The organism is Mesorhizobium sp. M0954, assembly GCF_040319155.1.
GTDB lineage: Bacteria > Pseudomonadota > Alphaproteobacteria > Rhizobiales > Rhizobiaceae > Mesorhizobium.
Map to the genome: position 1 here is coordinate 1 of NZ_JAMYNR010000059.1, position 13412 is coordinate 13412.

Sequence of the window (13412 nt, forward strand, 5' to 3'; positions counted from 1 at the left end):
AATTGTCGGCGAAGCTCGGGTGATTGATGATCGCCTCGAGGAACGTGAGGTTGGTCGCCACGCCGCGGATGCGGAATTCGCGCAGCGCCCGGTTCATGCGGGCAATGGTCTCGGCCGGCGTCGGCGCCCACGCCGTCACCTTTTCCAGCAGCGGATCGTAGAAGCGGGTGATGACCGCGCCCGAATAGGCGGTGCCGCCATCAAGGCGGATGCCGAAGCCGGTGGCGCCGCGATAGGCGGTGATGCGGCCATAGTCGGGGATGAAATTATGCTCGGGATCTTCCGTGGTGATGCGGCACTGCAGCGCGTGACCGTTGAGCCTGATGTCCTTCTGCGCCGGAACGCCCGATTCCGCCGTGCCGATGGCAAAGCCATCGAGGATGTGGATCTGCGCCTTGACGATGTCGATGCCGGTCACCTGTTCGGTGACGGTGTGCTCGACCTGGATACGCGGATTGACCTCGATGAAATAGAATTTTCCGGTATCGGCATCCTGCAGGAACTCGACTGTGCCGGCGCCGATATAGCTGGTCTCGCGCGCGATCCTCAGCGCGTAGCCGCAAAGCTCCTCGCGCTGCGGCATTTCGAGGTAGGGCGCCGGCGCCCGCTCGACCACTTTCTGGTTGCGGCGCTGGATCGAACAATCGCGCTCGAACAGGTGCACGGCGTTGCCATGGGTGTCGCCCAGCACCTGCACCTCGACATGGCGTGCGCGCTCGATCAGCTTTTCGAGATAGACCTCGTCCTTGCCGAAAGCCGCCTTCGCCTCACGCTTGCCTTCCATGACCTCGCGCGCGAGATCGGCCTCGGAGCGGATGGCGCGCATGCCGCGGCCGCCGCCCCAGGATGCCTTGAGCATCACCGGGTAGCCGATCGTCTTGGCGAGTTCCTTTACCGCCGCCATGTCGTCCGGCAAGGGATCGGTGGCGGGAATTACCGGCACGCCGACTTCGATCGCGAGGTTGCGAGCGGCGACCTTGTTGCCTAGCCTGCGCATCGTATCCGGCTTTGGCCCGATGAAGATGATGCCGGCCGTGGCGCAGGCCTCGGCGAATTCCGGGCTTTCCGACAGCAGGCCGTAGCCCGGATGGATGGCGTCGGCGCCCGAAAGCCTGGCGACGCGGATAACCTCCTCGATCGACAGATAGCTTTCTATCGGCCCCATGTCCCTGGCCAAATGCGGCCCGCGCCCGACCTGGTAGCTTTCGTCGGCCTTGAAGCGATGCAGGGAGTATTTGTCCTCCTCTGCCCAGATCGCCACGGTTTTGAGGCCGAGCTCGTTTGCCGCGCGGAAGACGCGGATGGCTATTTCGGAGCGGTTGGCGACAAGGATCTTCGAGATCGGCATTCGACTCCTCCAAAGGATGCGCGTGAAGATGCCGTCTGCGTTGCCAGTGCACGCATTGAGCATGGATTAAGCTGCCGTTTTCTGGGTGCGATACGACAATGATCGCTTTGGAGCGCTAGAGGACCAGCCATGCGCTGACGCTCGGCTGGCCGCTTTTGTGGACAGAATTGCCTTCTACGTCGCGAGCCACCTTCTTTACAGCGGCTGCTCCCGGAAAACGTGAACCTTTTTCACTGGCGGATCGGTATGACGCGGATGACCGGCACTTTTGCTGATGGGAGCCTAGGGAGGCGAGAGTCTCACTCTGGGTTCTGCGAGAGGCTGGTGGAGTGATTCCACCGGCTTACTCACCCACTGCACCTGGTATCTTTCTGGGCGGTCACGGCGCACTCCGTGAGCTGTGTTCTCGGGGCCATATCATTCGATGTGGCCCCGCCTGTCCGGAACTGATCATGGCGTCATGGCTCGCTCCGTTAACCACTTCATCGCCGCGCTGTTGAACGATTGCCCCTGGGTTCGTACAGCAAGCCTCGAGTAGCGGCAACCGCCCTCGGGCTTCGGCCCAAGGCTGCCGTTTGCGCAAAACGGCGACAACCGCTTCTCACCAGAGACGCCAAAATGAGCCGCCGCCGATCGCCGCGAATGACCGCCGTAAACAAACGCGCGATCTATTCGAAGATCCAGCGAGGAAGCGTTCCCGGATCCGGCAGAGTTCGCACCATAGCAGTATGCACATACAGCAAGGCGAGCCGGCGTCGATGCCATTCGACGAATGGGACCGTTGCACGCCCGGCTCACGATATCGTCACCGCAAGAGGAGACCGGCGCTGCTTGGGAGGTATCTGATAGCGCCGGCCAGGCGGAATCAGGGTCCGCCGTAGTCCAGAATAGTTGAGGAGCCATATTGTTGATCAGGTCATCGATGTGATCCTTGTATCGGGCGGCCTCATCGATCTTTTCCCCGCTCGCAAAAGGAGTGCACATCACCATGCACACGGTTCGGAGGCTCTAAGTTGCACCTCGAATTGGTTTCCTAGCGAACCTCGGCAATGTTCGGGAAACATTTATTGCGTGGCTCCCAGCCTGGTGATTTAATATTGAACATCGCGATCCTTATAGGTAACGGCGCGCGATGCAATTTACTTTTTATCAGGGCCGGGATAACAATTACTCATGTCGAAGGATTATCGAGGGCATCCGTTGAGTGCGCTACACGCATTTGAAGCTGCCGCACGGGCATTTGAATCTTACCAAGGCTGCCAAGAGCTTTCGGTCACTCAGGCAGGCAGTGAGCCCGCCATATCCTGACGCTGGAGGACCACCTAGACATCCAGCTCTTTGATCGCGGAAACCAGAAGGTATCATTGTCACCCGCTGGCGAGGAGTTGTTTGAAGCTGCGACCCTTAGCCTGGCGCATATTGCAGCGGCTTTTGACATGTGAAGAGAGGCAGAAAGCCCGACGGTCGACGGTCGGCATGCCGATGTCGTTTGCAAGGCCGTCTATGAGCCATCGGATTGGCGATTTCGTCGCGAACAACCCAGAAGTAGACCTGCGCTTGGTCTCCTCGAACGCAGCCGGCGCCGGCGACGGTCGGGTTTGATATGTCCGGGGTGGTGTCTGGCGCGCCCCGGGGTTCACAGCCAACGAGCTCTCCGGCGAGGAAGTCTTTCAGGTTGCAGTAAATCATATCAGACACTGTCCCCGCGTATTCTCACACCGGAGGATTTGGTAAGCGAGTCCTCCTGGTTATGGACGATCAGCATTTGGTCCGGCTACCCCTGGTCACCCTTCGACTGGTGCACTGGCTTGGACAGTTCGGGACCTCTTCCGACTTCATCCACAGGTCGCAGATCTCAACCCCGTCCGGCGAACGCCGGCTGGGGGAAGACAGCAGGGCGACACCAGCTCCACACAGCGCGACACCAGGTGGCATCAAGGCCTGACATGCGTCTGATAACATTTAGTCCTGCGGCACATGACTTTTTATACCGTTGTGCTGTAGCCTCTCCCGCCGCTAGCGTTCCTGGACCGATCAGACGCAACCTTCGGGGAAAGTCGTCATCAAAGGTGCAGTTGCAGAGATGAACACTCGGTTTGCGAAGTCCCCAAACGCCTCAGTCGATAACTCTCGGGAGACGCATTCTTCGCTCCAGGGCGCACATAGAGCGCCACATAGGATCGCAGAATGAGCCGCACGTGGCGGCCGACCTTCCTGGTCTACCGAGCTCAAAAGTGGCGGATGCACAAGCAATAGCTCGCTTTTCGTACTTCACGCTTTTCTGGCTAGCGAGGTGCCCGCTCGATTTGCGGATTTTCAGCGCGCTGCAGGGCATCGCTCGCGTAACAAAAAGGTCAGTGGCTTAACCCAAGGGCAGCGACTGCGACGAGAACCGGACCGGAAGGGAGATACGAATGAAGAAGTTGCCACTCATGAACACACGAGCGCTCGCCGCGCCGTCCTGCGACGATCACGCGGCACTTCTCACCAGCGTCAGTGCCAAGGCATTTGCGGCCACGACGGACGAGCCTCAGACATCACAGGCCGTGGCGCGAACAGGCCCACGCAAAGTGCGTGAAATCGAAAACATCTGGATTCCGATGTCCGACGGTACCAAGATTGCGGCGCGCATGTGGCTGCCGGAAGATGCGGAGAGCAATCCGGTGCCAGTGCTGATGGAGTACATCCCTTACCGCAAGCGTGACAACACGCGTCTTCGTGATGATGCCATACACCCCTATTTGGCTTCTTACGGATATGCCTGTGTGCGGCCGGATATTCGCGGATCGGGGGATTCCGAGGGACTGCCGCAGGACGAGTATGTTAAACAGGAGCAGGACGACGGTGTCGAGATCATCGCCTGGCTCGCCAGGCAGCCTTGGTGTACCGGCAAGGTCGGCATGTTCGGGATCTCCTGGGGCGGTTACAGTGCACTGCAGGTGGCTGCACGACGTCCGCCCGAGCTCAAGGCGATCATCACGGTTTGCTCGACTGAGGACCGCTATTCCGAAGAGCCCTACAACGGTGGCTTAATCCACGATTGTAATTTCCTTGAGTGGGGTGTCCGTTATCCCGCTTATTGTTGCCGTCCTCCCGATCCAGCCATTGTTGGGGAACGCTGGCGCGACATGTGGATGGAGCGGCTCAAGAACGTGGACTACTACCCCCTGAACTGGCTTACCCACCAGCACCGCGATGCGTTCTGGAAGCGCGCGTCAGTCAATGAAGACTATGGTGCCATTCAATGCCCCGTCTATGCCGTGGGTGGTTGGGCAGATCCTTATCAGCGCACGATCCCGCGGATGCTGGCCAACCTGAAATGCCCACGCAAAGGTCTTGTCGGCCCCTGGGGGCACCAATATCCGAACAGTGGCGATCCGGAGCCGGCGATAGACTGGCTCCCCGAGGCGCTGCGTTGGTGGGATTACTGGCTCAAGGACGTCAATACGGGCGTCATGGCCGAGCCGATGTACCGGGTATGGATGCAGCAGGAGCCGGCAATGCGCGGCATACACCAGAGTCCCGGTCGGTGGGTGGCCGAGGAGACCTGGCCGTCCCCGCGCATCAGGCCGCGCAAACTCTATCTCACCAAAGACGGACTGGAGAACAATGCCGGCACCGAAACGGCACGTGTTCTGAAGCCTTTGCAGACAGTGGGAATAACGGCGCCGAGTTGGCACGCGATGGACATCGACACGGAGCTGCCAACCGATCAGCGCATTGACGATGCTCGCTCGCTGACATTCGATTCCGAGCCGCTCGAGGGCGATTTCGAGATACTCGGCGCGCCGGTGGTCACTCTCGATCTAGCGTCTGACAAGCCGGTTGCGCTCTTGGCCGTTCGACTCAATGAAGTCGAGCCCGACGGCCAATCAAAGCGAATCTCTTATGATGTGCTGAATCTGACGCACCGGGACAGTCATGAGTATCCTGAACCGCTGGAGCCCGGCAAGCGCTATCGCATCCGCTTGGCACTGAGGGATTGTGCCCATGTTTTCAAATCGGGCAGGCGCATTCGTGTTGCCGTGTCGACCTCATATTGGCCGGCATATTGGCCGTCGCCGGAGCCGGTGATCCTGACGGTTTATGCCGGTGGGTCCGAGCTCGAGCTGCCGGTACGACCGCCGCGGGCCGAGGATAAGGAATTGAAGCCCTTCGACCCGACCTTCGTGCCCGAACCCACCTCCGGACGAACGGTGCTACAGAAAGCCCCAGCGCCGACCACAATCTCTGAATGGGATGTCGCAATGGGCAAACTTACGATACGCACCGCCATGCCCGGCGATCGATACAGGATTGATGCGATCGGCACAGAATTGTGGTCGACTGCGAACGAGGTAACGGAAATACTTGACCACGATCCGACCAGCGCCAAGGTGGAAACCCAGTTCATTACGACGTATAATCGCAGCGACTGGGATGTCCGCATCGAGAGCCGTCTGCGTTTCAGCTTGACCACAGACAATTTTTTCGTTGTGGGTCAGATAAAGGCCTTCGAGCACGACAACGAAGTCTTCGCCAAGACCTGGAATCGTACAATCCCGCGCATGCTTGTTTGATATCCGGATCGCGAATGATAGAACGTGAGCGATAGCGAGAGGCCGGCGCAATGTTCGTGAGATCGAGATTATCTACCACGAACTGCCTGCGCGTCTGGTCGACCAAGCTTGCGAATTGTGTGATGGGTGGTTGGGGATCCTTGGCGGCAAGCGAGATCCGTTCATTAGCCTGCCCGCCTTGCCTCCCTGATGGAGCGGGCGCGGCTGTCGGAAAGAAAATGCCATATGGCGGTCTCACAGCGCGCTATCGGCAAGCAGAATCCGATGCATGCCACTGTTTACCCCAGCATCCAAAATCTGGGTGTGGACAAGTAGGCGCGGGACGCTCGCCGCAAGGTATGAGAGTCCGCGCCGAAACTCATTGCTGTTGCGCTATGCGCCGCACAACAATGACGGCCGCTACGTAGGAAGCTTCGTGGAGTGTAGAGCCGTGTGTATCGTCGCCGTAAACCGGCAATCGCCGCTGGAACATTGATAAAGACCCGGTCGGGCGCGCCGCTTGCCGGTATCGCGGATAGTACGCTGAGAGTTCTGCAAATTCGCTGAGAGAGAGCGTTCATGGCAGGCTGGTGATGTTCAACGTCACCGATTCCTGGAAGACCAAGACAGAAAGTAAGGCCGTCAGCGCTGAAGACGTCACCAAAACTCTTCGCCGACGAGACGACCGCGCCGGTGCTAGATCCTGGCCGCGGCAGACCAAGACTGGGCAGCTTTGGGCCTATGCCCGATCGACCATGGGGGGGCGACCCGCCGGGGGCGTCGCCCATGTCTATGCGCCGGACCGAAAGACCGGCGGCCCATGGCTCATCTCGCAGGCTTGACCGGAATCCTTCAGGTCAACCTCGATGAAGGCACCTTGATAAGGCCTCTAAACGAAAGCTATCTGACCGGCCGAATCATTTGGTGTTTCCGGTTGCCGCGATTGAGCGAGAGGACGTCCAGACCTGTCGCAATGGCTGATCACACAAATCAGAGACCACAATCCAATCCCGCCGGAGTGGGCTGCCGAGTGCGCCAAAGCAACATCGGGCGCAACGAGACATCAGCCGGGCCTACAGAGCCACCATCATCCGATAACATTTAGTCGTGCAGCACATAACTTTTTGTTCCGTTGTGTTGTTGCTCCCGCGTCACTAGCGTTCCTAGCTAGGTGTAAGAACCGCCCGTGACGGGAATTGCCTTGAACCAGCGTGAGCTCATCTCAAAACCAGATGATGACCTCAACACACAGACTGAATTCGACATAAGCGTCCCCGGAGACTGAATATCGACTACAGAGGGAACAGATCATGGAACATACCATAGGCAATGTGAGCCGCCGGACCTTTCTCAAGACCTGCGCCGTGCTTGGCGGAGGGGTCGTCGCTGGCGGCATGCCGTTGTCGCAAGCCATCTGGGCGGCCGAAGGCAAGGTGCTCGTGGCGCGTTCTAGTGGCGACATCGTCAAGCTCGATCCTGGCTTCTACGTCGGCCAGGGCGACACGGATGTGATGAGCTGCATTTACTCGAAGCTCACGCGCTACAAGCCCGGCTCAGAATGGGGCTGGGAGCTCGAGGCGGCGGAAAAGATCGAGCAGGTCGATCCGACCCATGTCCGCTTCCATCTGAAGAAGGGCATCAAGTTCACTGGCGGTCACGGCGAGCTGACTGCCAGGGACGTCAAATTCTCTTTCGAGCGCGTCATCAAGCATAATTCGCCGGTAAAAGGCGATTGGGGCCCGCTCGACCGTGTTGAGATAGAAGATGACCTTACTGGCGTGATCGTTCTGAAGACGCCATACGTGCCGCTCTGGAACGTCGTGCTCCCCTATGGCGTTGGCCATATCGTTTCTGAAGACGCGGTGATAAAGGCAACCAAGGACGGTGGTGACTTCGGCTTGAAGCCGCCCGCGTTCTCCGGCCCGTATGTAATCGCCGACTTTAAGCCCGGCCAGTTTCTGCTCTTGACCCGTAATGCTGAGTGGTCAGGCCCGAAGCCGGGCTTTGACGAAATCCGTCTCCTGCTCATAGATGACGTCAAGGCAGCGGAGCGCGCCTATCGCGCGGGCGACGTTGACATCACTACAATTAGTTCAGATTCTCTTGCGACCTTAAAGGATGCCCCACCCGCCGACACCAAGATCGAGAATTTTCCCTCGCTCTACTATAGTTGGCTCGGAATGAATGTGGATCACCCAAAGCTCAAGGACATCAACGTCCGTAAGGCGATCCAATGGGCGATCAATGTGCCGCAGATTCTGGACGCCGCCTATGGCGGTCAGGCCGTCGTTGCCACGGGCGCCGTTGCTCCGGGCCTTATCGGGCACCGCGAGAAAGCGCTCGTGCCGCCGGAAGGGGATCTCGCGAAGGCCAAGGAGTTCCTGGCAAAGGCGGGTGTCAGCGATCTTACCTTGAGCATCGATTGCCTGAACACAAGCACTTTTAAGACGATAGCCGAGACAGTCCAGGCGCAGCTCTCGCAAATCGGCATCACGGTTGAGATCAATCTCCAAGATTCCGGCTCGTTTTGGACGACCGGCATGGAGTCTGAGGGCGAGCGATGGAAGGCCTTGCAACTCTACGTCCAACAATTCTATTCGCAGGCGGATCCGCACACCGCGACGTGGTGGGCCAAGCAAGAACAAGTTGGCGTGTGGAATTGGGAGCGCTTCCGCAGCCAGCGTTTCGACGAGCTCAGCGAGAAAGGGTTCACGGTCAGCGACCCCGGCGAGCGCGCCAAGATCTATTACGAGATGCAGGACCTGATGGAGGAGTCCGGCGCCTATCGCTTCCTATCTAATGTGAGCTGGCCGCTCATGTATCGGACCAGCAAGATAGAAGAGGCCGCAACGCGTCCGGACGGCATCCCGCTTTACCTCGATTTCAAGCCGGTCTCGACGTGATCAAGTAGGCGGTCCGGAAGAAATGTGGCTCTATCTGCTCAAACGGCTCGTCCTCGCGATCACAATAATTGTGATCGCGGTGACGCTACTGTTCCTGATGATCAGAGCAGTGCCCGGCGATCCTGCAGCGGTTCTGCTCGGCCCGCGGGCGACTCCCGAAATGAAGGCGCAGCTCCATGAGCAGATGGGGCTGGACAAGCCGTTCATCGCGCAAATCGCTACCTTCTTCGGTGGGTTGCTTCATGGCGATCTCGGTTTTGATGTGTTCAGCCAGAGACCTGTTGCCGAAATCGTCTTCGAGCAATTGCCATATACGATCGAATTAATTTTGGTGTCGATCTTATGGGCAGTCGTGATAGCCGTGCCGCTGGGCTGCTACTCGGCGATAAGGCGTAACTCCGTGATCGACCAGGTGACCGGCGTCCTGTCGGTCGCCACGATCGCCATTCCGTCCTTCGTCATGGCAGTCTATGCGCTGCTAATTTTTGCCGTGACTCTGCGCTGGTTGCCAGCAATCGGAGCCGGCAATGGATTCTGGGATGGACTTATCTATCTCATCCTCCCAGCTTTCGCCATAGGGATTGGCTGGGTCGGCTACATCTCCCGACTGGTGCGCGCCTCCATGCTTGAGATCCTGGGGGAAAACCACATACGGATGGCTCGCTCCTTCGGGATCTCGGAATGGCGCATCGTTGCGCGTTACGCGCTGCCGCTCGCGATCCTGCCGACCGTGACCATACTTGGAGTGGGCATCGCGTGGCTGCTTTCGTCCGCTGTCTTTATCGAGGTGGTCTTTGCGAGACCTGGCATCGGCGCGTTAATTGTGAACGCGGTCAACACGCGCAACTATCCGATTGTGATGGGCGTCGTGCTCGTCACCACGTTCCTTATTGTTACCGCTACGACGCTCTCGGATCTTGTCAACGCATTCCTCGATCCGCGAACCCGGGACAAGCTCTGACATGGTAAGCGTTGAAGCCATATCAGAAGCCAACGATGCCATTGATACCGGCGCCTTTCGCACCTTGCTGCGGCAATTACGCAAGAACCGTCTGGGCGGGCTCGGAGCAGTGCTCGTCGTCATCATAATGGCGAGCGCGATCTTTGCTCCGCTTCTTATCACGCATGATCCGATCCGAATCATGGTCGGACCGCGTCTGGCCGCACCTTCAATGGATTTTCTGCTGGGTACGGACCAACTGGGCCGCGACACGTTTTCTCGCACCATGATGGGCGGCCGCATCCCGCTCTTCGTTGCTTTCGCTTCCCTCGGCAGTTCGCTGGCAGTCGGCCTCGTACTTGGTTTGATTGCAGGGTTTGGTCCGCGCTGGCTCGACAATTTGCTCCTGCTTTTCTTCGATACTATACGCTCGTTTCCGAGTACCATTTTCGCGCTGGCAATCATCGCGCTTCTTGGACCAAGCTTGGCGAGTGTCATTCTAGTCATCTCAATAACGTCCATGCCCATTTACGCTCGTGTCGTGCGCACCCAGACAGAAGCGCTGCGTAGCAGTGAGTACATCGCCGCAGAGCGCTGCATGGGGGCGGGCTCGACACGCATTCTCGCCGTGCACGTACTGCCGAATGTGCTCGGCCCGCTTCTCATTCTGGTGAGCATGGACGTTCCGGCTGTCATCGCCGTGGAGGCGGGTCTCAGCTTTCTGGGCATGGGTGTGCGACCCCCAACGCCTGACTGGGGAGCGATCCTCAACGATGGCTATAGCTACATCAACCAGACCCCTTGGCTGGTGATCGCTAGCGGCATTCCGATCGTCCTCGCAACGCTCGGCTTCACGTTCCTGGGCGAGGCGTTGCGCGATCTATTCGATCCCAAATTGCGGAAAGACCTATGAGACGCGACGATCTGATCCAGCATACGTCCGTCCGCCCGCTTCTTGAGATCCGTGACCTAAATCTCGATTTCGGCACGCCGCGTGGGCGTGTCCACGCCCTGCGCAATGTGTCGCTCGACGTGCCAACCGGACGGGTAGTTGGCATCGTCGGGGAAAGCGGATCTGGAAAATCGACGCTCGCATATACAGTGATGGGCCTGCTTCCAGAAAATGCAGATGTCACAGCCGGCAGCATCCTGTTCGAAGGCAAAGACCTGCTCAAGATGCCCGCTCAGGCGCGTCGGAGCCTGCTCGGCGATCGTCTCTCCATGATCTTTCAGGATCCGATGACCGCACTCAATCCGGTGCGGACCATCGAGAGCCAGATAATCGATATCCAGCACCACGATCAAGGAAGCCGGAGCGAAAAGCGCGCTCGTGCCCTCGACATGCTTCTCCGGGTAGGAATTCCTGATCCGGAAAGCCGCATAGGCGCCTATCCGCATCACTTCTCTGGCGGCATGCGTCAGCGCGTTTGCATTGCCATGGCGCTTCTTGTGAAGCCAGCCCTCCTCGTCGCCGACGAGCCGACAACGGCACTCGATGCAACGCTGGAAGTGCAGATCATCCATCTTCTCAAAGAATTACAGCAAGAGATCGGCTGCTCGGTCTTGTTCGTCTCCCACCATCTCGGCGCGGTGGCTGAGTTGTGCGACCGGGTAGCCGTCATGTATGCGGGCGAAGTGGTGGAGCAGGGCGCCGTTCGGGACATCTTCCACAATCCCGCTCATCCATATACGCGCGCGCTGCTTGAGTGCGATCCCGGGCGGATGAAAAAAAGCACGCGCACTTTGCCGACCATTCCCGGTGAGGTGCCGAGTCTCCTCGGCGGCAAAGTCGGATGCATCTTCCGCACACGTTGCCGACATGCCTCCAACCGCTGTGTGCAAGAGAACCCGGTCGAGTACCGCATCGGTTTCGACCATGTCGCCCGATGCCATCTCCTCGACGAAGAGCGGTTGGTTTCGGCATGAGCGCGCTGCTTCGGGTTGAGGACCTGCGCGTCCGCTTCCGCACCATGGGTCCGCTGAAGGCGCTCGCAACCGGGACGAAAGCCCCTTTCATGGACGCAGTATGCGGTGTGTCCTTTGAAATCCGCAAGGGCGAGACGCTTGCCCTTGTCGGTGAAAGCGGCTCAGGCAAATCCACCATCGCGCGCACGATAATCGGCTTGCAGCGGGCTGTGAGCGGCAGCATCAGCTTCGATGGACAGCCGATCGAAGAGCTCAACGGGGCGGAACGCAAGCCCTACTTGCGGCGCATGGCGATGATGTTCCAGGATCCGATCGGCTCACTTTCGCCGAGGCTGACGGTGCGATCGCTCCTCACAGAGCCTTTTCGCATTCATGAAATGAAGCGTCGCGATGCCGGGGGCGAAGCAGAGCGCCTGCTTCGGATGGTCGGCCTGCCGGCGGATTTTGCTCGCCGCTATCCCCATCAGCTTTCCGGAGGTCAGGCCAGGCGCGTGGGAATCGCGCGTGCTCTTGCGCTAAATCCGGACTTGATTATTGCCGATGAACCGACCGCAGGCCTCGACGTCTCGGTGCAGGGCGAGGTGCTCAATCTCCTCGCCCGGCTTCAGGGCGAACTCGGCATGGCGATCCTGATTATCACGCACAATCTTAACGTGGTGCGCCACATGACCGATCGCATGGCGATCATGTATCTCGGTCGCTTTATTGAGGTCGGCTCGACCGAGCGTATCTTTAAGCACCCCCGGCATCCCTACACCGAAGCGCTGCTTGCGGCCAATCCCGAGCCTGATCCGGATGCGGTGCTCAACAGGATCGAGCTCAAGGGCGAGGTGCCGAGCCTGTTGCGGCGGCCATCCGGCTGCGAGTTCCACCCCCGTTGTCGTTACGCGCAGGATATCTGCAGCCGCGTCTTCCCCGAACCCACAGCAAGCCAAGAGGATACGAAGCACAACTTCAGATGTCATTTCCCGCTCAAGCGTGAAATCATCTCCGGTTTGGAGCGGTCAAAGCCTGTCTCAGTTGCAACCAAATGATTGTGACTAAGGAAGCCTTGGGCTGTGTAAGGCAGAGCATTGCCGTCACTCGCAGAAGTGCGGAAAGACTAAGTCTTTCACTCTCTGAGCAGCAGGATTCAGCTCTAATCCCGCCGCCCGACTGTGGCGTGAAACAATGGCGTTACGCACCGCTGTTTAGGCGGAAGGGCTGTTACTAGATGAAGGTCAGGTTGGCCGAAGGAGCCCGTCCATCTGATGAATTATACAGTAGGGTTCTGAGAGTTGTAATGGAAAGTGCATATGAAGCTCCATGAATATTCAGTTATGACGCCACCGGTCTCGCGGAATTAGTTCGGAGGCGCGAGATAACCGCAGTTGAGCTTGTCCGGCTCGCACGCGAGGCTCACGACCAGATCAATCCCGTAATCAATGCTGTGGTAGAGTTTTACGAAGACGGCGAGTCCCTGTCGGGTTCCGACACAGGTCCGTTTGCCGGGGTCCCCTTCTTGCGTAAGGACGCGGGTCCCACGAGGCGGGGCGGCTTCAGGAGAGTGGCAGCCGGCTACTAAGCTACTAAAGGGCTTCCGTTCGGCAGTCGACAGCTACTTCATGCAACGCGCGAGTGCCGGAGGACTGCGAATTCTCGGACGAGTTGTGTGGTCAAGTTCTGCAAAATGGCGTGGCATTGCGGTGACGTCGGCGTGTCCGCCGCGCAGCCCCCGTGTTTAGCGGAGCGGCGGACACATGACGGTGCTCAGGCGG

General features: G+C 58.8%; 7 protein-coding genes and 1 pseudogene. 7 read left to right on the forward strand and 1 reads right to left on the reverse strand.

The genetic code is table 11. The annotated features are described in order from the left end of the window. The coding region (locus NKH93_RS33660) for an ATP-binding protein (protein WP_352976256.1) at positions 1-1348 on the reverse strand (1348 nt) is incomplete at its 3' end. Positions 1349-3762: 2414 nt separating this feature from the next. Here NKH93_RS33660 and NKH93_RS33665 point away from each other — a divergent pair. From NKH93_RS33665 to NKH93_RS33695, 7 genes and pseudogenes are all read left to right on the forward strand, one after another. Then, complete coding sequence (locus NKH93_RS33665; protein WP_352976258.1) at positions 3763-5907, forward strand: CocE/NonD family hydrolase; 2145 nt, start codon at positions 3763-3765, stop codon at positions 5905-5907. A 624-nt stretch (positions 5908-6531) separates the two neighbouring features. After that, positions 6532-6748: pseudogene (locus tag NKH93_RS33670) on the forward strand (IS66 family transposase); the annotation flags it as partial. A 448-nt stretch (positions 6749-7196) separates the two neighbouring features. Beyond that, positions 7197-8789 carry an ABC transporter substrate-binding protein gene (locus NKH93_RS33675; protein ID WP_352976261.1) on the forward strand — a complete coding sequence of 531 codons (1593 nt, stop codon included), beginning with the start codon at positions 7197-7199 and terminating at the stop codon, positions 8787-8789. A gap of 22 nt (positions 8790-8811) precedes the next feature. Then, positions 8812-9750, forward strand: coding sequence for an ABC transporter permease (locus NKH93_RS33680; RefSeq protein WP_352976263.1), 939 nt, complete (start codon positions 8812-8814; stop codon positions 9748-9750). A 1-nt stretch (position 9751) separates the two neighbouring features. Next, on the forward strand, positions 9752-10642 hold the full coding sequence (locus NKH93_RS33685; RefSeq protein WP_352976266.1) for an ABC transporter permease: 891 nt from the start codon (positions 9752-9754) through the stop codon (positions 10640-10642). After that, on the forward strand, positions 10639-11655 hold the full coding sequence (locus tag NKH93_RS33690; protein WP_352976269.1) for an ABC transporter ATP-binding protein: 1017 nt from the start codon (positions 10639-10641) through the stop codon (positions 11653-11655). Before NKH93_RS33685 ends, NKH93_RS33690 begins: the two co-directional genes overlap by 4 nt. Continuing rightward, positions 11652-12689: an ABC transporter ATP-binding protein gene (locus NKH93_RS33695; protein WP_352976271.1), complete on the forward strand. Its 1038-nt coding sequence runs from the start codon at positions 11652-11654 to the stop codon at positions 12687-12689. The genes NKH93_RS33690 and NKH93_RS33695 overlap by 4 nt, the downstream gene beginning before the upstream one ends. Positions 12690-13412 lie beyond the last annotated feature (723 nt).